Annotated in this window: 17 protein-coding genes; 6 read left to right on the plus strand and 11 right to left on the minus strand. The window is 63.1% G+C overall.

What is annotated here, in order from left to right; all coding sequences use genetic code 11:
• The first annotated feature begins 71 nt into the window (after positions 1-71).
• Complete coding sequence (locus tag AC3CD9_RS16590) at positions 72-1,220, plus strand: ATP-binding protein (protein WP_488365076.1); 1,149 nt, start codon at positions 72-74, stop codon at positions 1,218-1,220.
• 116 nt (positions 1,221-1,336) lie between these two features.
• Here AC3CD9_RS16590 and AC3CD9_RS16595 read toward each other — a convergent pair whose 3' ends face one another.
• From AC3CD9_RS16595 to pdhA, 3 genes are read right to left on the minus strand one after another with little or no spacing between them, the layout of a single operon-like run.
• Positions 1,337-2,860, minus strand: a complete 1,524-nt coding sequence (locus tag AC3CD9_RS16595) for a dihydrolipoamide acetyltransferase family protein (RefSeq protein ID WP_488365078.1) — start codon at positions 2,858-2,860, stop codon at positions 1,337-1,339.
• Positions 2,860-3,960, minus strand: coding sequence for an alpha-ketoacid dehydrogenase subunit beta (locus AC3CD9_RS16600; RefSeq protein ID WP_488365079.1), 1,101 nt, complete (start codon positions 3,958-3,960; stop codon positions 2,860-2,862). Before AC3CD9_RS16600 ends, AC3CD9_RS16595 begins: the two co-directional genes overlap by 1 nt.
• Positions 3,957-5,063 (minus strand): pyruvate dehydrogenase (acetyl-transferring) E1 component subunit alpha, encoded by a 1,107-nt coding sequence (pdhA, locus tag AC3CD9_RS16605; RefSeq protein WP_488365080.1) that lies wholly within the window; start codon positions 5,061-5,063, stop codon positions 3,957-3,959. Before pdhA ends, AC3CD9_RS16600 begins: the two co-directional genes overlap by 4 nt.
• 339 nt (positions 5,064-5,402) lie before the next feature.
• Between pdhA and AC3CD9_RS16610 the strand changes: the two genes are divergently transcribed.
• Positions 5,403-6,122, plus strand: a complete 720-nt coding sequence (locus AC3CD9_RS16610) for a hypothetical protein (RefSeq protein ID WP_488365082.1) — start codon at positions 5,403-5,405, stop codon at positions 6,120-6,122.
• 134 nt (positions 6,123-6,256) lie between these two features.
• Positions 6,257-6,475 (plus strand): hypothetical protein, encoded by a 219-nt coding sequence (locus AC3CD9_RS16615; protein WP_488365083.1) that lies wholly within the window; start codon positions 6,257-6,259, stop codon positions 6,473-6,475.
• Positions 6,476-6,514: 39 nt separating this feature from the next.
• On the opposite strand, the gene AC3CD9_RS16620 is transcribed toward AC3CD9_RS16615, so the two are convergent.
• The 8 genes from AC3CD9_RS16620 to AC3CD9_RS16655 all read right to left on the minus strand — a co-directional run bounded on the left by AC3CD9_RS16620 (position 6,515) and on the right by AC3CD9_RS16655 (position 13,530).
• Complete coding sequence (locus AC3CD9_RS16620) at positions 6,515-7,483, minus strand: hypothetical protein (protein ID WP_488365084.1); 969 nt, start codon at positions 7,481-7,483, stop codon at positions 6,515-6,517.
• 23 nt (positions 7,484-7,506) lie between these two features.
• The gene (locus tag AC3CD9_RS16625) at positions 7,507-8,220 is read right to left on the minus strand and encodes an ATP-binding cassette domain-containing protein (protein ID WP_488365085.1); all 714 of its coding nucleotides are present in this window, start codon (positions 8,218-8,220) and stop codon (positions 7,507-7,509) included.
• A gap of 1 nt (position 8,221) precedes the next feature.
• On the minus strand, positions 8,222-9,517 hold the full coding sequence (locus AC3CD9_RS16630) for a hypothetical protein (protein ID WP_488365086.1): 1,296 nt from the start codon (positions 9,515-9,517) through the stop codon (positions 8,222-8,224).
• 95 nt (positions 9,518-9,612) lie between these two features.
• Entirely contained in the window at positions 9,613-10,032 is a 420-nt protein-coding gene (locus AC3CD9_RS16635; RefSeq protein ID WP_488365088.1) for a lactococcin 972 family bacteriocin, read from the minus strand.
• Between the two features lie 219 nt (positions 10,033-10,251).
• Positions 10,252-10,848, minus strand: a complete 597-nt coding sequence (locus tag AC3CD9_RS16640; RefSeq protein ID WP_488365089.1) for a hypothetical protein — start codon at positions 10,846-10,848, stop codon at positions 10,252-10,254.
• 109 nt (positions 10,849-10,957) lie between these two features.
• Complete coding sequence (locus AC3CD9_RS16645; RefSeq protein WP_488365090.1) at positions 10,958-11,464, minus strand: hypothetical protein; 507 nt, start codon at positions 11,462-11,464, stop codon at positions 10,958-10,960.
• Between the two features lie 241 nt (positions 11,465-11,705).
• A protein-coding gene (locus AC3CD9_RS16650; RefSeq protein WP_488365092.1) for an IS5 family transposase occupies positions 11,706-12,621 on the minus strand; the annotation gives its coding sequence in 2 pieces (ribosomal slippage) (positions 11,706-12,245 and positions 12,247-12,621; 915 coding nt in all).
• A gap of 393 nt (positions 12,622-13,014) precedes the next feature.
• A complete protein-coding gene (locus AC3CD9_RS16655) occupies positions 13,015-13,530 on the minus strand; it encodes a YqeB family protein (protein ID WP_488365093.1) in 516 nt (171 codons plus the stop codon).
• A 124-nt stretch (positions 13,531-13,654) separates the two neighbouring features.
• Between AC3CD9_RS16655 and AC3CD9_RS16660 the strand changes: the two genes are divergently transcribed.
• The 3 genes from AC3CD9_RS16660 (at position 13,655) to AC3CD9_RS16670 (ending at position 18,449) form a co-directional block, all read left to right on the plus strand.
• The gene (locus AC3CD9_RS16660; RefSeq protein ID WP_488365094.1) at positions 13,655-14,284 is read left to right on the plus strand and encodes a TetR/AcrR family transcriptional regulator; all 630 of its coding nucleotides are present in this window, start codon (positions 13,655-13,657) and stop codon (positions 14,282-14,284) included.
• 100 nt (positions 14,285-14,384) lie between these two features.
• Positions 14,385-16,334, plus strand: coding sequence for a hypothetical protein (locus tag AC3CD9_RS16665; protein ID WP_488365096.1), 1,950 nt, complete (start codon positions 14,385-14,387; stop codon positions 16,332-16,334).
• Between the two features lie 222 nt (positions 16,335-16,556).
• Positions 16,557-18,449 carry an SIP domain-containing protein gene (locus AC3CD9_RS16670; protein WP_488365098.1) on the plus strand — a complete coding sequence of 631 codons (1,893 nt, stop codon included), beginning with the start codon at positions 16,557-16,559 and terminating at the stop codon, positions 18,447-18,449.
• Positions 18,450-18,498 lie beyond the last annotated feature (49 nt).

The following is an 18,498-nucleotide window of genomic DNA, read 5'->3' on the forward strand; positions in this document are numbered from 1 at the left end:
TGACTAACAAGGCTAACAAAGACTCATAGCCGACGAACAGCAGTCAGAGCAGTCATTTCGAGGAGCCGAAGATGTCCTTGCCGTTTGAGATACCGCCGGTGTCGTCCGGCGAGAGCTCGCTCTCGCCGTTCACTCCGTCGTTCGGGACGATTCCCCCGCTGCTCGCTGATCGGCAGGGCTACATCAATGATTTTGCCTATGCTCTCGACTCAGGGCCAGGTGCCATGGGGCGAGCGACCTTAGTGACAGGTCAGAGAGGTATGGGCAAGAGTGTGATGCTGAAAGTATTTCGCGAAGTGGCGGCATCACGGCAATGGGTTGCTGTCCACTCGGATGCCGGACCCGGTTTTCTTCGTCGGTTGGCAGAATCAAGGATCCCCGAAGCATTTGACGAGCTCGACATCGCAACGAAGACCAAGACTCGCCTCTCGGGGGTGAATCTGCCGTTTGGTGCTGGGGGTGTGTCCACCACAACTGAACCCACTCATTCGATCGTCCAGGATTTCGAGCACCAGGTCATCTCAATTCTGTCCCTCCTGGCGGCTCATGGCACGGGTCTGCTCATCACACTGGACGAGGTCCACCATGCGCAGCTGAGCGAACTGCGAGAGCTGACTGGAACGATTGCCGCAGCGTTCAGCGACGGTCTGCCGGTTGCCTTCGCCGCTGCTGGCCTGCCGTCGACGATCAACTCACTGGTGAACGACGAGATCTCTACTTACCTGAGGAGATCTGCTCGTGTTGAGTTGGGCAATCTCAGCCGCGATGGAGTTCGACGGGGATTGTTGGCACCAATCGAGGACAATGGAAAGACTATCGGTGAGACTGCGCTCAAACTGGCCGTCGAGGGGACCGGACAGTATCCGTACTTGGTTCAACTCATCGGAGATCAGGCATGGCGGAATGCTTCTGATCGTTCAGAGCTCACTGAGCAGGATGTTGCAAAGGCAGTGAGGAGATCCCGTTCTCTGATGTTCGACCAAGTGCACGGTCCGGCGTTTGCCGAATTGTCCGAGCGGGAGCGGGAGTTCATGGGCGCGATGAGTCGCGATGACAGTGATTCTGCTTTGCGGGACATCGCGGACAGGATGGGCATCAGCTCGAAGCACGCAGGGGTGTTCAGGTTCAGGCTGCTGGCACAGGGGGTTATCGAAGCTCCAGCGCGCGGGAGACTGCGATATGCGATTCCCTTTTCGCGTGACTACTACCGGCAACGCTGAACTCAGTCGTACTCGTTCAAGGCGCAGCGCACTTGTCGGGGCGTATACCTCGCGACAAATGCGCTGCCGCTTGAACGACGTTGGGGCTGCTCGACGGGTGAGTTCGCCCTCGCTCGTCAGAGCTCCGGCAGCAGCGAGATCGGGTTCTCGATGCAGTCGGCGACGAAGGTGAGGAACTTGCTCGGCTCCTGACCGTCGCACGCCCGGTGGTCGAAGACGAACGACAGATACATCACCTTGCGCACGGTCAGCTCGCCGTCGACGACCCATGGGCGGTCCTTGATCCGACCGAGGCCGAGCATGGCCACCTCGGGGAGGTTGATGATCGGGGCCGAACCGTCGACGCCGAACACCCCGTAGTTGTTCAGCGTGAACGTGCCGCCGGACAGTTCCGTAGGATCGAACCTGCCCGAGGCGGCCTTCCCGACGGTCTCGGACACGGAATCGCGCAGCTGCCGCAGGCTCATCTCGCCGGCCCCGTGGACGACGGGAACCATGAGCCCGCGCGGGGTCTGCGCGGCCAGGCCGAGGTTGATGTCACCATGGGTGACGATCTCTCCGGCGGCTGTATCGATCGACGAGTTGATGATCGGATACTTCTTCAATCCGGCCACGACGAAGCGGGCGACGAGGGACAGCAGCGAATATCTCTCACCGGTGCGCGCCTCGAGCGCGCGCTTCGTGCCCAGCAGCTCGGTGGCATCGACATCGAGCCAGATGGTGGCCTCGGGGATCTCCTGCCGAGACTTCGTGAGGCGTTCGGAGACGACCTTCCGAAGCCCCGTGATCGGGGTGCGGGTATCGCGGTCGGCCCGCCCGACAGGCGAAAGTGCCCCCGCCGAGGTGGTGCTGCGTTCCGTGATCGACTGAGGTTCGCCGGCTCGTGACGTCCCCGCGGGGACGTGAGCGCTCGCCGCGTCGAAGTTCGCAGCCGTGCCCGACTCGATCGCAGCGAGGACATCGGCCCTGGTCACGATCCCACCGGGACCGCTGCCGGGAAGGTGCTTGGCGCTGATTCCGTGATCCTTCGCCAGCTTGCGCACGAGGGGAGACGACACGGGGGAGACCTGCTCGCCGGCGGCCGTCGCCGACTCTCCGATGGCAGTCATCGACGAGTCATCGGTGGGAGTCTGTGCCGCTGTCGGCGGCTGCAGGGGAGCATCCGGGATGACTGTCGGGACGGCTGGGGCGGCGCCCGGGGTCACGGTGGAAGTCGCGGCCGGAACAGCCGTGTGCTTGCCGCCGAACGAGCGCTGCTTCGCCGACCGAGTTTTCGGCTCCGACGTGCCGTAGCCGATGAGATTCGCGCCGCTCGATTCGCCGGCGCTGTCGTCTGCGCTCGCGCTGGCGCTCGCCGCCGCGCTCTCCGCCTCGGCGACAGAGAGCAGGGCCTGGCCTGCACTGACGGTGTCCCCAGCGGCGGCGTGAAGGCTGACGATCCGCCCGGCGTACGGGCAGGGGAGTTCGACGACTGACTTCGCGGATTCGACCTCGACGACCATCTGATCGACGTGGACCTCGTCCCCGATCTCGACCTTCCAGGAGATCAGCTCCGCCTCGGTGAGGCCTTCGCCGAGGTCGGGAAGGATGAACTCGCGCGTGCCAGTCCCGCGCATCCCGGTATTCAGATCAGCACTCATCACAGCTCCCAATCCCAGGACTCGAGCGCATCGAGCACGCGTTCGACGGTGGGCAAGTAGAACTCCTCGAGCTTCGGCGACGGGTAGGGCACATCGAACCCAGCGACCCTCAGGATCGGGGCCGACAGGTACGTGAAGTTGCGCTCGGTGAGGCGCGCGGCCACCTCGGCGCCGTATCCGCCGAACTGCGCGGCCTCGTGGATGATCGCCGCGCGCGAGGTCTTGCGCACCGACTCAGACACCGTCTCATCATCGAACGGAGACAGCGTGCGCAGGTCGATGACCTCGATGGACAATCCGTGCTCGGCCCCGGCCTCGGCGGAATCGAGCGCCGTCCGCACCGTCGGACCATAGGCGAGCAGGGTGACGTCGGTGCCCTCGCGGATGACCTGCGCCCGATTCATCGGCGCCGTCGTCACCGGCAGACTCAGCGTCTCCTTCATCCAGTAGCGGGACTTCGGCTCCATGAACACGACCGGATCATCGGAGGCGATCGACTCGCGCAGCAGCGAATACGCATCGGCCGGATTCGACGGCGTGACGACGGTCAGACCCGGCGTCGACGTCCAATAGGCCTCGGACGAATCCGAGTGGTGCTCGACTCCGCCGATGTCGCCGGCATAGGGAATCCGGATCGTGATCGGCAGACTGACCCGGCCTTTCGTCCGGTTCCGCATCTTCGCCACATGGGACACGATCTGCTCGAACGCGGGGTAGGCGTAGGCGTCGAACTGCATCTCGACCACCGGGCGCATCCCGTTCATCGCCATGCCGATCGCGGTGCCGATGATGCCGGACTCCGCAAGCGGGGAATCCCAGACCCGATTCGACCCGAATTCGGCCCGCAGTGCTTCGGTGACACGGAAGACCCCGCCGAGGCGGCCGACATCCTCACCGAAGACGAGCACAGTGTCGTCGTCGGCCAGGGAATCCCGCAGCGCCTGGTTGAGGGCCTTCGTCATCGTCACCGATGACCGGGCGGCTCTGTCATTGCTCGCCGGTTCGGTGCTCGCCGAGGTGGCCGTGGCTGTTTCGGCGTTCACTGCGGTCGGATCGGCGGTCGGTTCGGTGGTTGGGTCGGTGCCCGTCTCGACGCTCATGCGTGACCTGCTGCGGCGAGTTCGGCCTCGAGGACCTGCTGCTGTTCGGCAAGGGCCGTGCGCGGGGTCGCGTAGACGTGGGCGAAGAGTTCGCGCGGGTCGATCTCGGCCTCGGTGTTCATGGCATCGCGGACGGACGCGGCCAGGGTCTCGGCCGCCTCGGCGATCTCATCGACGCCGGCATCGTCGAGGGCACCGGTCGTTCGCAGATACTTCTCGAGACGGTCGATGGGATCGAACTGCTTCCAGTGCTCGACCTCCTCGGTGTCACGGTACTTCGTCGGATCGTCGGAGTTCGTGTGCGACTCCATCCGGTAGGTGAGGCACTCGATGAGGGTCGGACCGTCCCCGTTCCGACCGCGTTCGAGGGCGGCGGCGACGGCGGCGAACACGGCGGCGACATCATTGCCGTCGACGCGCAGGCCCGGCATTCCGTAGCCGGCGGCGCGATCGGCGAGCATCGTCGCGTTCGTCTGCTCCCGCAGGGGAGTGGAGATCGCATACTGGTTGTTCTGCAGGACGAAGACCGTCGGGGTCTGCCACACGGAGGCGAAGTTGAAGGCTTCGTGGGTGTCGCCTTCGCTGCTGGCGCCGTCGCCGAGGAAGGTCAGAGTCGCGGCGTCTTCGCCCTTGAGCTTCGCGGCCATCGCGAATCCCGTGGCATGCAGAGTCTGCGTCGCCAGGGGCGTCGCCGCAGGTGAGGTGTGATACTCGTGCGGATCGAAACCGCAGTGCCAGTCCCCGCGGAAGGCGGCGAGGATCTCGGCGACGGGCACCCCGCGGGTCAGCAGCGCTGCCGAGTCGCGGTAGGTGGGGAACAGCCAATCGTTCGGGGCCAGCGCGGTGGTGGCCCCCACCTCGGCGGCTTCCTGGCCTGCCGCGGAGGGATAGGTCGCGAGTCGGCCTTGGCGGGTCAGGTGCGTGACCTGTGCTTCGAACCGGCGGACGAGGACCATCTGCCGGTAGAGACCGGTGAGGGTGGCATCGCTGGGGATCCGCAGCCCTTCGGTCGGAGTGTCGGTGAGCCGGCCATCTGCGCCGATGAAGCTGATCGGCTGCAGCTGGGGCAGTGAGCGGCCTGTGGTGGGAACGTCAATGGTCATGGCCCCATGGTGGCGTGAGCCGAGTCACGATTCCATGGCTTACGTGCAGGTGAGGACGGGCGGCCAAACGTGTCGCGAACTCGGGACGAAGGGGCCGGTTCCGGCAGGTCGAGTGGACGTTTGGCTGGACGGTCAGGGGGCTTTCTTATAGGCGTGCCTGCAAGACCAGCGAAGCGCATCAACATTTCTTGTGCGATGTCATCTTTTTGGAGGATGTGCGGGGGCCGAGTAAGAACATAACCTCGATACCGGCTGAGAACTACCGCAGTTCCAGCAGGGAGGAATCATGTGAAGAAGATGCTCAGTTACACGAGAACGACATTCTGCACGGGGCTGTGAATGCTGAGATATCTCACCGCACTGCCCTACGCCCTTCCGGTCATGGCAGGTGGTGCGATCGTTGCAGCCGTGATCGCAAAACCTGTTGGCCGACGGCTTCGGGAGCATCCAGTCATCGTGTTCTTCTGGATGGCGAGCGTGTCCGTTGTGATCGCTGCGACTGTGACACCTTCGGGGCACGCGGTGGGGTTGAACGATTATTTGACGACGACCCGAGTCTGGACGTGGTCGTTTCCGGACCCAGGGGCGCTATTCTCGGTCAATTGGCAGTCGATGAACCTGTTGCCTTTTGCGCTATTAGGGGTAGCTAGCGGACTGTTCCTTCGGTTCCGCCACATTGTCGGGGCCGCCTCCATCGCAGCGCTGCTGTCGCTAGCCGTCGAACTTGTCCAGTGCATGGTTATCTCGCTGGGCAGAGCACAGTTCAACTTAGCGACAGTCGTTATCGGACGGGTCGGGATTGTATGGGGAATGTTGGTGGGAAGACTGGCAGCGAGCCAAATTCGCAAGACTGAACAAAAAGGGGATCGGGGCCAGCATCGGCAACCTCGAGTGAAGACATCCTGCCGGTGGCGTCTTCGCCTGCAGATGAAGTCGCTCGAGTTGATTCGCTACCGAAAGACGGTGCCGAAGCAGACCCGCTGGAGCTTGTGCCTGGTGCGACCACCGACCCTGACAAGGTCAAAGAGATCAACGAGCCGAGAGCTCCTGGAACCGTAGTAGTCGATCCTGACAATGGGAAGATCGTTGCGGCAAAACTGGAATCCAATATCTCGGCCCACAAGATATCAATTGTCGGCCCTGGGTGTTCGGCGGCGAGCGGCGACCTCTCCGCGCCGGAGGAGATCGCCCCGATGCAACCGGAGATCGAAGCGCTCGTCGACCTCTACACGACGATGCAGCCGGCCGCCCACTTCTGGCTGAGCGCCCAAGCCGATGGCAACACACTCGTCATAGGCAGACTCGGGTACGGGCTCAACAAATATCACGGTGAAGCCGCCGACACCGAGTTCGAAGCCTGCCATTGGGTCAGCTCATTCCTCGCCCGCCGCGATGAGCGGGGCTCACGGTAAAGCGAGTCTCAACGGGCTCGGTGAATCACACGCCTCCCGCTATGCGAATCGCTTCTTGACCAAATCGCTGATGCGCACCCTTCCGACGACGATGACACCCACGAAGGACGCAGCTGCAGTGAGCACACCCGTGACGATGATGGGCACGGCAAGCACGCGCGCCGCTGTCCCCAAATCCATGTTGGGCACACACAGCAGAGCGATCGCTGTCAGCAATGCGCCCGCCCCCACACAGATCGCACCTCTGCGTCCCAGGCGAGTCCACCAGATCCGCAGGAGCGAGTGCCCGTGCAGTCTCAGTATGCCCAGCGTTGCCGCGTCCCTGGCCAATGCCGCAGCGGTGGCTCCGAGCACCGCGAGCGAGAGAACTGCGCTGAGTGCCATCAGCGGAGTCGAAGAGAACGACTCGAGCTGGACACTCTCGTCGTCGACGAATGAGTCCGGGGCCGTCGGTGCGGCATCCGGATCAGATTCGTGCATCTCGTCGTTGACCCGCTGACTGAGTGATTCGAGGAAGCCAGCAAAACTCTCCCGGTCGTCAGCCTCAACGCTGTAGATTCCCATGACTGGCAGCGTTGCGAACGCATCAGTCAAGGGCCGGACAGTCAGGTCGTAGCTGTCAGCGAGGTTGCGCGGAGTGCCCACTGTGGCGCCAGATTTGGTCGACACCATGGCGCCGTGAGCCTGAGTCTCTGCTCTGGTGAGTTCACGCCCTTCGGCAAGTGGGATTCGGTCGAAGATCTTCGTCGGATGATTGAGCCGGACGTAGTAGGTGACATCAATGCCGTCTCCATTTGACTGACGCACCGTTCTCCTGACGAGGTTGACGCCATTGTCATCGGCAGCGCCGACAAGGATGCGTTCGGCCGTCAGCGGGTCTTGAACCGGTATGTCGCGAGGCCAGGAGAACACGTCCATTTCGCGAGTGACCTCGAAGGTGGCTGTCTCTTGGGCCTTCCGGATTTCGGTGGTCAGCCCCAGTCCCGCCGAAATGAGAAAGGTGACCAAGAGCGTGACTGCAACAAAGTTCCTCACAAGGATGGGCCTCCATAGCCTGCCCTCTGGTGCTGTGCCTCGGGCTGGGGGAGTAGAGATTCCACTGTGACTGTTCGACTGCACGCCTCAGCTACTCGAGCGTCGTGAGTTGCGATGAGAACTGTGCGACCGTCAGCGTTCATCTCCTGAAGCAGCGCGATGATGTGATCGCGGTTATCTTCATCCAGCGATCCAGTGGGTTCGTCGGCCAGGACGAGCTCACACGGTTTGAGCCACAGCCGGGCGAGAGCCACCCGCTGCTGCTCCCCACCTGAGAGTGAGTACACGTAACGATCCTCGTAACCGGCCAGACCGACCCGTTTGAGAACTCTGGCGATCTGTTGTGTCCGATCGGTCTCATCGGCTGAGTACGTCAAGGCGACCATCAGATTCTCTTTGACAGTCGCGGAGTCTATGAGGGCAAAGTTCTGGAATAGGTATCCGAGGCGATGGCGCAATAGCAGCGTCGAAGCTCGCGAACGAGGGCGTGGTGCAGGGGTGCCGAAGAGTCGGACTTCGCCGCTGTCAGGAGCGTCAAGAAGACCGGCAAGGTTGAGGATCGTCGACTTCCCCGATCCGCTCGGGCCTGTGAAGGCGACCATCTCACCGTGGCCTACCGAAAGATCGACGTGGTCGAGTATCGTCCGCCCAGCGTAGGCTTTCGTTACCTGGTCGAAGTCGAGAGGTGTTGATTCCGTGTGACTGGGCATGTCAGATTTCCTTGAGGCGGAGTACGGGGTGACGGCGGTCGAAGAACATGACTGCGCTGACGGCGATGAGCGCCTCCAGCGCAGCGACACTGACTGTCGCCACCACCAGAGCCGGCCACTCATCGACAAGGACGAGAGGGTGGAAATACTCGGGGATCTCTACGTAGCCGCTCAGTATGTAGATCCCTGCCACCGCGACTGCCGCGGCGGGGATCAGCAAGAGCCACGACGTAGCTAGACCGGTGAACACTTCCTCAAAGCTCTTGAACCGAGAGAAACCGTGAAGCCGTCTGATCGCTGAATGGGCGCGCCACCTTTCATAGACGACGGCAACAGCCACGATGCTCGAAGCCAAAGTGAAGACAACAGCTCCGATGGCGGCGACGGTCAGCCAACGAGCGTCCTCGGACGAAAGCGAGAACTGCTCGTTGATCGCGTCCGCTGGGTAGACGAGTGCGGTGAAGTTGTCGTCAAGATCGTGCTGTTCGAACAGGGGGAGAAGGTCCTGGTAGACCTGTTCGGGGTGGCCATCGACTTTGACCTTCATCGGGGTGTCAATCTCACCGGTGATCGCATTCTCCCAGTCGCTGGCGATGGTGTTCGACCGGGTCATCACTGTCACGATGGGGTCAGGAAGCGTGTTGCCTTCATCAGGCCGAATCTGAGTGTTGAACGTAAAGAGGTTCTGACCGGGTTGAGTCCAGACGATGCGAACCTTCTGCTCAAGGACTGCGTCGCTGACTGTATACCCGTTGGCTTCCGCATACTCGACATCGCTGCCGGATGAACCGTTGCGCATGTCTTGCAGGTACTCCCGGATCTGACCCTCGCGATCTTTGAGGGTGGTTGGCACGGCCACAATCCAGTCTTTTTCATCGTCCGAAATCGCGAGCCTGTTACCCTCACTGTCGAGGACAGGGTACTTCTCGAGGTAGTTGGTGTTCACATTCATCTGAACATAGGGAAGATTCGGGTCATCCCCAACCACATCCATATCGGCGGCTTCGACGTAGATTCCTCCACCCTTATCAAGCTCCGGGTAGACGTGCTCGGCCACCGCTTTTGAGATCCCGTCGCTGCCATCTTCGATAGCCGCCAGGTCGTCGCCGTTGCTTCGAGGGAAGTAGACCGCATAGTCCGTGCTGTCGCTCCAGCTGTTGAGCGTCGAGGCACTGTCTGAGGAGAAGCTGAAGGCACTGAAGAAGCACACGGCTATTGCAATGAGCACCCCAGCAGCGCATGACTTGATTCCAAAAGCCGCCATGGTCTTGATGACGTACGTGGAAGGTTTCCGCATAAAGTTCCTGCCGTTGTCGGTATGTCGCAGGAGCTGGGGCGGACCGGTCGATCGATCCGCCCCAGCTCGAATGACGAGTGTTCGAGCTCTGCCGACTACGCGTTAGCGCTCCACTTAGCCTTGCACGTGTGCGACCGCTTGCCGTATGCGTTCGCGTTGGCCCACTTGCCCTTGCTCGCAGTCTTCGTCACGTTCACCGATCCGATGATTGCGGTGCCGGAGTGACGCTTCGTGCGATGGAAATAGTGCGAATAGCACTTCTTCTGCTTCCCAGCTTTAGTCGTCACTTTCTCGCTGCCGAAGTTCCACGTCCCGCCTCCTGGGCTCCTCTTTGCCTGGACGGTGATGCTCGTTCCGCTCGCCTCATCCTGGACAACGACCTCACCGGAGGTGGCCTCCTGGCTTGCAGTGGTAGGGCTGGTGGAGCTTGCGTCACTAGCCATCGCACCGGTGGCACCAGTTGCCGATAGAGCAATCGCGAGAACCACTGTCGCAATCGTCTTCGAAGCCTTCACTTCATTCTCCTATATCTTTCAATCATTATTCAGTGAACGGTCAGGATCGACCAAGAACTGACACTAGACGACAGCCCTAGTGAAGCGCCTCCTCTAAAAGGATGAAATCGTGGGACTTTCTCAATCGACAGTCCCTACGCACATGCATCGGTGGCCCATTGAGCCAACCGCCGCAGCCGAGTTCAAAGCCTGCCATTGGGCCAGCTCATTCCTCGCCCGCTACGCGGGCCACCGAAGACTGACCGGCAACGACGACCGGTGGTACGGCCCCACCCGATACGTCTTGCCGTCCCGTGTCTGCCGGTAGCCGCGCACATCATGCGGTCTGCGAGGGCCGGTTGCACCCGTGGACACCAGGTGCCCCGAAGGACCGCCGTCAACCCAGCGAGGTCGATCCGAGAGACGGTACACCGCCGCAGCCTCCTGCCCGTCCGGGGTCAATCTCGACGTCGTGAACTTCCGATCACCGACCGCCCGCGAGGCCGTCAACCTGCCTTCATGGGCGAAGAGCAAGTCCAGCAGGACAAGCGCCGCATGGGAGGCATCACCGGAGATATATGTGCGCTGACGGAAGTCGACGTCGACGTGCGTGGGCAGCACATGACGACTGTCCATGGTGACAAACCGCAGCGCGATGGAATCCTGCCGCATCATCGCCGTCACCGACGACAGGGACTGCCGCCGCGAGCCGAACTTCACCGACACAGGTTGTTCGAACAGAAGCCGACACTGTGGCCGGCAGGTCAAAGCCGTGGCGAGGAAGACCGTCTCCACGGTCAGATCCCGCTTGCCGACTGCCGCCAGATACTTCTCCACATCGGCACACTCCCGCGACCGGACAGCGATCGCTGCGGCAGGCTGCAATTGCGGAGGCCGCGGCTGAGTCGCCGCAGTCTCCTTCTTCTTCGGCTGAGCCTGCTTCTGCTCAGGCGGCACGGTCTCGACCGGAGGCTGAGCCGGTGGGGGAGGGGCGACCGGCGGGATCGGCCTCGACGGGCACCTTCGCTAAGTCGTCGGTGCGTGTCAGCAGCACCAACGCTCGCCGCCACTGCCCGATGCGATGCTGACTGGGTGCCGACGCTTTCAGGACTGCATCGGAGATCGCCGACATCACCGGCACCGACATGACCTCGGCAGCCCACACTTCGTCGGACATCGGCGGCACTCTCGGCAACCCAAGTGCCGCGACGATGCCGGTGACACTCTGCTTCCACGACGCCTGCAGGTAGCTGGAGCGAATGGCGTCGGAGATGAACGGTTCAACCTCCTGCGGAGGCAGCGCGGAGAATGCGTTCGCCCACACCCCGAACGACTCAGGGGTACACAGCGTCTGCAAATGACCGGTGATGAGACCGTCAGCACCCTCGGGCGACAGCCCTTTCGTCTCATCGACCCATTGAGTAACGACCGTATACGGCACCGGAGCCCTCATCAGCATCCTGCGATATCGCTCGGCTCGACGACCGGCCGACCTCTTCACAATGGAACTCCGGCCACAGCCGACGAGCCTCCATTGTTCCAACAGCGCCACAGGGCACGGCCACGCTGATCGACCATCGCACACCACTTCCTGTTCAGGCACACGAACACTCAAAGAGATGATGGCACACGGCAGCGACACAAGTAGTCGCTTCGACCAACGACGTCTCCGTACCGGCTAGGGCGTGCCTCCTTTATCGGCGGAGCCATGTCATTATTGCGCTGATCACGATGGCCGCTCGACAGGTGATGGCGAGCTTGTCGTATCTCGTCGCTAAACCTCGCCATTGCTTGACGTAGGCAAACGAACGCTCAACGACATTGCGGTCCCGATACGCGGCCGCATCGAATGCCGGTGGCCGTCCGCCTTTGCTGCCGCGCTTCTTACGAGTCGCGATCTGGTCATTCTTCTCCGGGATCACCGCCCGAATGCCACGCGACCGTAGGTATTCGCGGTTGCCTTTGGAACCATAAGCACGATCCGCCAAGATCGCGTCCGGACGTGTGCGAGGACGACCGCTACCAGCCTGTGGCACTCGGATATCAGCCAGGACCTGTTGCAGGATCACCCCGTCATGGCGTTGTCCACCAGTGACTACCACCGCCAGGGGACGGCCGCGGCCGTCGACGGCATGGTGGATCTTTGTTGTCAGCCCACTACGTGAGCGACCGATGCCATGTCCGGCCGGCTCACACTCCCGATCGGGCAGATTCTTGTAATTCGATGTAGCCCCCTGTGTCCTGGTCAGGGCGTGTCGTGTTCGTTGCGTGCTGGCGAGCACGGTTGAGGGTGCCGTCGACGGAGATGTTCCAATCGATGTCACCGGCGGCATCGGCAGCAGAGAGCATCTGGGCCAGGACTCGGTCCCAGGTGCCGCCGGCGGCGTAGCGGCGATGGCGTTTCCATACTGTCTGCCAGGGGCCGAAGTGCTCGCGTGGCAGGTCGCGCCAGCCAATGTCGGCGCGGTATCGGTAGACGATTCCTTCGACTATTCGGCGGTTGTACTCAAACGGTCGGGCTCTCTTGCTGACGTTCGAGGGCAATAGCGGTTCGATTCTCGCCCACTGCTCATCAGTGAAGACTCTGTGTCGTTGCTGCGTAGTCACCAATCCAGCGTGTCAGTCCGAAGACCTCAAATAGAGGAGACGTGCCCTAGGAGGCATGTAGGCGCGTATGAGAGATAGCGCTTATTGCCGTGGGGGTGCCTGCCTGCCCACGTTTTAAACCGGCCTCGGACAATGATATTCGGGGGCCGGTTCCCATTCGCGCAGACGAGAAAGTAGCGGTGTCCGCTTGGCTCAGCATTCGCCGTTGTCGCGGTCGTGAACGACGACCACCGGGTTGGCATTGCTTGCATCGAGGACGGTGAAAACTCTCATCGACTTCGCCCTCACCGGCCGGCTGCTTCTGAACAACTTCCTCCCGTTGATCGCATTAGCTCTCGGCGCAGAGGTCCTCTCCGAGCGGGGCGATGTGCGCCTTAACCTTCGATGCCGCGGCCCTCAGATCTCGCCCCACCGGTATCCGTGGGAGGTGAAGGCCTCGGCGATCGCGGCCTTCTTGCCTTCGACATCTCCTTTGAAGGCCTGATGCCCGCCTTCGGTGACGACGATTAGCTTGCCGTCGGTGAAGTATGCGGTCGAAAACGAGGCGCGGGAGATGCGCAGCGGGTGGTCGTCGTCTCTTCCGATGGTGATTCCGTGCTCGTCGATGCGCAGGGGAGTCGTCGAGGCGGCGATGAAGAAGGCGGCGATGAGTCCGAGTGCTCCGCCGATGATCGGTCGGGCGATGACGACCCACGCCTGGTCGAAGCGGCTGAGCTTCTCGATGACGTCGCCGAAAGGGAGGGGGAACGTCGCGGCAAACGACCCGAGTGCCGGAAGGAAGAAGCCGAGAGCCACGCCGATGCCGATGCAGACGAGACCGATGACGACGACATCGGTCCGACTGAGCGCAAACGTCGCAGCGGTGCGGGGCCGCCGGGCGGTGGGGTCGTTCTTCTGTTGGGGGTGATCCATCACGTGCTCGATCCTCGAAGTCGTTGTCGGTACTCCATGATACCAAAGTGGAACACTGGTGTTCCATAAGTAGACTGCTCTGTATCGTTCAACGAATCTGGGAGGGGTTGTGCCGGTGCAGGGCATGCGTCGATTGGGCCGAGAGGCCCTGGTTAGCGAGGCACTGACCCACCTTGCCGCGAACCCGCAGGCGTCGATGAGCGAGCTCTCGCAGTCAATCGGCGTCGGCCGTACGACCCTCTATCGGCATTTCGGTGATCGCGAGGCGCTCGTCGCCGCGGCGGCGAGGCTCGGTGCCCGGCGATTCGGTGAGGCGGTCATGCAGGCCCGTCCCGGCGAAGGGGCCGGGCTGGCTGCGCTCGAACGGATCTGTGCGGAGCTGTTCACTCTGCCCGATGTGCTCACCCTGCTCTTCGCCGACAACCCGATCATCACCGATGAATCCTTCGCCGAGGCGACCCCAGAGTTCCGTGCGGATGCTGGAGACGCGGCAGGCGCTGAGCCCAGCGCGGGCGCTGAATCTGCAGGCGACGAAGACGATCCGCTCGAAGCTGTCATCGCAAGGGGGCAGGCGGATGGGTCCATCGATGACGGCGTGCCGATCGGCTGGGCGGCAGCCTTCGTCTACCTCACCATCGGCTCCGGACACCTCTACAGCGTGAGCGTCGGCGTCGACGATCCGACCGCGCGCGCCCAATCCCTTGAACTGACCATCAGGGCGGTGCGGAAGACCCTGGGGTCGCCCGGAGTGTGATCTCGGCAAAGCCGCGGGGCCATGCCGGGGCAGTTGCGGGGCGGACGAGGTCTGACTTGTTACCGTTATTGCTTCAGTTCATCCTCGGCAGGAGCAGTGCGTGTCTTCTTTCTTCGACAGTCCCGAATTCCACGGTATGGCAGCGGGCGGCAAAATCAGCCGCAACCCCGGCATGGGCGATCGGATGATGCGGGAGCTGGCGCCGTTCCTCAAGGCCGAAGGAATCGACATCGATGATCCGAATGCGGACTTCACCGAGGCTGACTTCCACGCTGCCATGGAGAAGGCGCAGGTGGAATACAACCGCCGCCTATTCACCCCGGTCGGTGCCCACCGCGGACTGGCTCTGGGTAAGCTGCGCTCCTTCTCCCTTGCCTTCGCCGAAGGAGATATCAAGCGCGCCGAGGCTGTTGTGGCCTCCCTGCCCTCGGACCCCGAGGACTTCAGCCCGAGCGTCGCGCAGGTGACCGGGGCGGCGATGGGCCTCCTCGACGAGTGGTTCACCGACGACGTGCACGGACCGAAGCTCGGCGGAGTGCTGGCACCGAAGTGGTCGGCGAAGAAATCTCGCGCCGTGGCCCGTGACATCCTGGCCCTGGCGCATAAGGGGCGCGTCGTCGACAGCCTCGACGGCCTCATCGCCGGCAACAGCGGACGTCCCGTCCTCGAAGGGGGCATGCTCGCCGTAGCTGCCGCAGTCGTGCGGTTGGCCAAGCGAAACAAGGTCTCGGAGCAGGACGTCGTCGACGAGATCATGCCACTCGACGGTTATCCGGAGCCGGTTGCCGGCACCTACGGCTCCACCGGCCGCGTGATCCAAGACGTCCAGGAAGCCCAGGACGGCCCTGCTGCAGAACAGGACCTGCCGGAGTGGCTCGGAGGATCGAGCGCCCAGGCGAGTGCACAGGCGAACCCCCACGCTGATCCGCAGGGCGTCGACGAACGAATGGACGAGGTCGAGAAGACCGTCTACGAGATGCCGCTATACCAGCGCTTCCGCGACTGGCTGGCCGAGACCTACGATGATGTCGACGAGGACTCAGAGGTCTTCGACATCGCCCATCTCCTGTTCTGCATCGCCGTGTCCTCCCGCGCAGATATCGACGAACCGGAGGGAATCGACGACCTCCTCGATGTCCTTGAAAGCTTCGCCGTCGACGGACAGGAGGAAGCCGAGAAGACCGATGGCGAATCGCCTTCGACGGTGATCTTCCTCGACAGCCTCGAAGCTCTCGACAACTATCTTCGTTTCCGCATGGACACCGACGAGGCCCCCGAGCGCTGGAGCGCCGCCCGGGCCCGCGCCGAGGCCGCGAGCATGCGCACCGACCCGCTGCCTTCGGCGCTGATGGCGGCCGTCGAAGCCAATGCCCTGAGTGAGGAACAGCTCGCATCGCCGATGCCGCACAACCGCCTCGTCGAGGGAGTGGTCGGCACTCTCGATTGGATCGGCGACTCCCGCCCGCTGACCGGTACGGGGCGGGTGAAGCGAGCCGATATCGCCGAGGCGGCCGGAAAGTTCGGCATCAACGCCGTCGGAGTCGCGTCGAACGCTCGGTACGAACATGGCGTGAACTATGCGCGCAGCGCCGACGAGGTGCCCGTCCTCGAAGCGATGTGGGCCGTGATGCAGAGCGCCGAGATCACCGAGATCACCGGCACCAAGGTCTGCCCGGGAAACGCCGCCGACGAGTGGAAGAAGGGCGAGGTGAGCGCGGATACCGCACTGCCGGTCATCGGCGCCTTCATCTACGAGCGGCTGCTCGACGTGATCAACCTCGTTCCCGGAGAGGACTACGGCGCCCCGGCGATCACGATCGCCCAGCGCCTCATCGAGATCCTCACTCCCGACTCGGCACCGGAACGCCCCGAACTCGACCTCGGCGAGGTGCGCAGCGAACGGCTCTCCACGCTCTTGGAGGACGAACTGCAGGAGCTCACCGAGCTCGGGCTCCTCACGGCCGACGGAGACACGCTGTCAGTCGAGCCGGTGTACAAGCGCATCGTCGCCGGTGCCGCGCTCATGCTGCTGTCGGGACCGCGCGAATAAGACGAGGCGAGACCAGGGGTGTCGGAGCGAACTGAGGTGGCGGCCTCTGGTCGGTGTTGAAAATAAGTGGTTGCACCTGCTGCGATCCCAGGTTAGGCTCACCTATGAGATATAGGGAACATCGGTCTTGCCTAAGGCAGTTGACACACCTGCTTGAAGTTGTGGGTCCGGCTTCTCTGTTTCTCGCTGTTTCATACGTCAAGAACCCTCGGAGCTGAATACATGCCGCGTACTTCCAGGCCTCTGCAGGTGCTGCCGATCATCCTGCGAGAAGTGGAAGTCACCGGCATCGTCGACATCACCCCGAACATGCGACGCCTGACAGTGGCAGGCGATCAATTGGCGGCCGGTGGGGTCGGCGAGGCTGCACGGCCTGCATTCCGCTCCGAGGGTTTCGACGATCACGTGAAACTCGTCATTCCCCCGCCCGACGGCTCATCCCTCGATATCGGCGAGCAGGAGGAGTTCCGCTTCAACTGGAATCGGGAAGCGCTCAACCGTGCCCGCGACTACACCGTTCGCAGCGTCGACCACGAGACGAACTCCTTCAGCATCGACATCGTGCGCCATGACTCCGGACTGGCCTCTGACTGGGCTTTCGGCGTCGCGGTCGGTGATCGGATCAGCTTCGCCGGACCGAAGACCTGCGCCGGGCTGGCCGACGACATCGATTTCCACCTCCTCGTCGCCGACGAGACGGCGCTGCCCGCTGTCGGGCGCTGGCTCGAAGAGGCACCTGCTGGCACCCGCGGTCACATCATCGTCGAAGTACCCACCTCCGACGACATTCAAGACATCCCCACCGAAGCCGATGTCGAAATCGACTGGCTCATCCGCGGATCCACCGCACCGGGCGAATCGCGCCTGATGTTCGACGCCGTGAAGAATCTCGATCTGCCCGAAGGACGCACTTTCGCCTGGTGCGCGGGCGAGACACTGACCATCGCCCCCATCCGCCGCTACCTGCGCCGGGAGATCGGCCTTCCCAAAGAGGACGTCGAGGTCGTCGGCTACTGGCGGAAGATGCCGACTCGTCCCGCCGCGCCAAGTGCGGCAGTCGCCTCCACGCCCGAGGCCACGCTCGAGGGATCTGGGGCCGAGTCCGCCCCGGCCGATGATTCGGCCCCTTCTGCAGCAGCCGGCAGCGAGGGCAGCGCCGAACCGGACGGAACTCTCGAGGTCCTCCACCAGGTCCACGAAATGACCGAACTGCTCCCCGCGATCATCACCCGGACAGCCGTCACCCTCGGCATCAACGACCTCATCGCCGGCGGAGTCGCCACCGCCGAGGCGATCGCCGCCGAACTCGATATCGATGCCGACCGTGTGCGCCCGGTGCTGACGGCTATGTGCTCCCTCGGACTCCTTGCGCGTGAGGAGGAGAACTACCGCAACACCCCGACCGGGGCGGTTCTCACCGGCGACGGTGCCTCCGACGGGCTCGACCTGAGCGATGCGGCGCTGCTCGACCTGTTCTCCCTCGTCGACCTCATCGACGTGCTCAGAGGCGGGTTCGCCTCCCGCACTTCGCGCGCCTCGACGATTCAGGCTCCCACCTGGCACGCCCAGCGCGACGCCGATTCCGAACTCGACTCCGCCCACCGGCGACGCAGCCTCGACCACCTGCAGTATGTCCTCGATCTCATCCTCGACCTCGAACCCGTGGCCTCGGCCGAGGGCCTCGCCGTCGTCGGTGATGTCGACGCCGAGGCGGCCGCCGCCCTGACGAGGAAGGCCTCGCATTCGGGGCGGACGATCCACACTCCCGGCGCACAGGGCCTGTCCGGTCGACGACCCTGGCCGGACGTCGACTGTACCCTCGTGATCGCCGGATTGACGGGGCGATCGCGGACAGAGGTGACCTCGTTGTTGGACCGGATGCTCGCCGCGAGCCGGACAGTGGTGATCGTCGAACCCTTCACCGACGATGCCGAGACCGATGACCATCAGGCCGAAGAGCTCATCACGGTCCTGGCCACCACCGGGAATCCGTCGCTGACCCGCGGCGAGCTCGTCACGGATCTGCACAGGCTCGGAGCCGCGCACGTGCAGGTGAGAGACATCGGATGGGGGTTCGGCCGGTTCCGATCGGCCGTGATCGCCTCACGCTCCTGAACTGCCTCTCCGGGGCCCGGCCGCCTCACCCGGACGTTCACCAGATCAA

The sequence above is a fragment of the Brevibacterium sp. MGP-B1 genome, assembly GCF_057766545.1.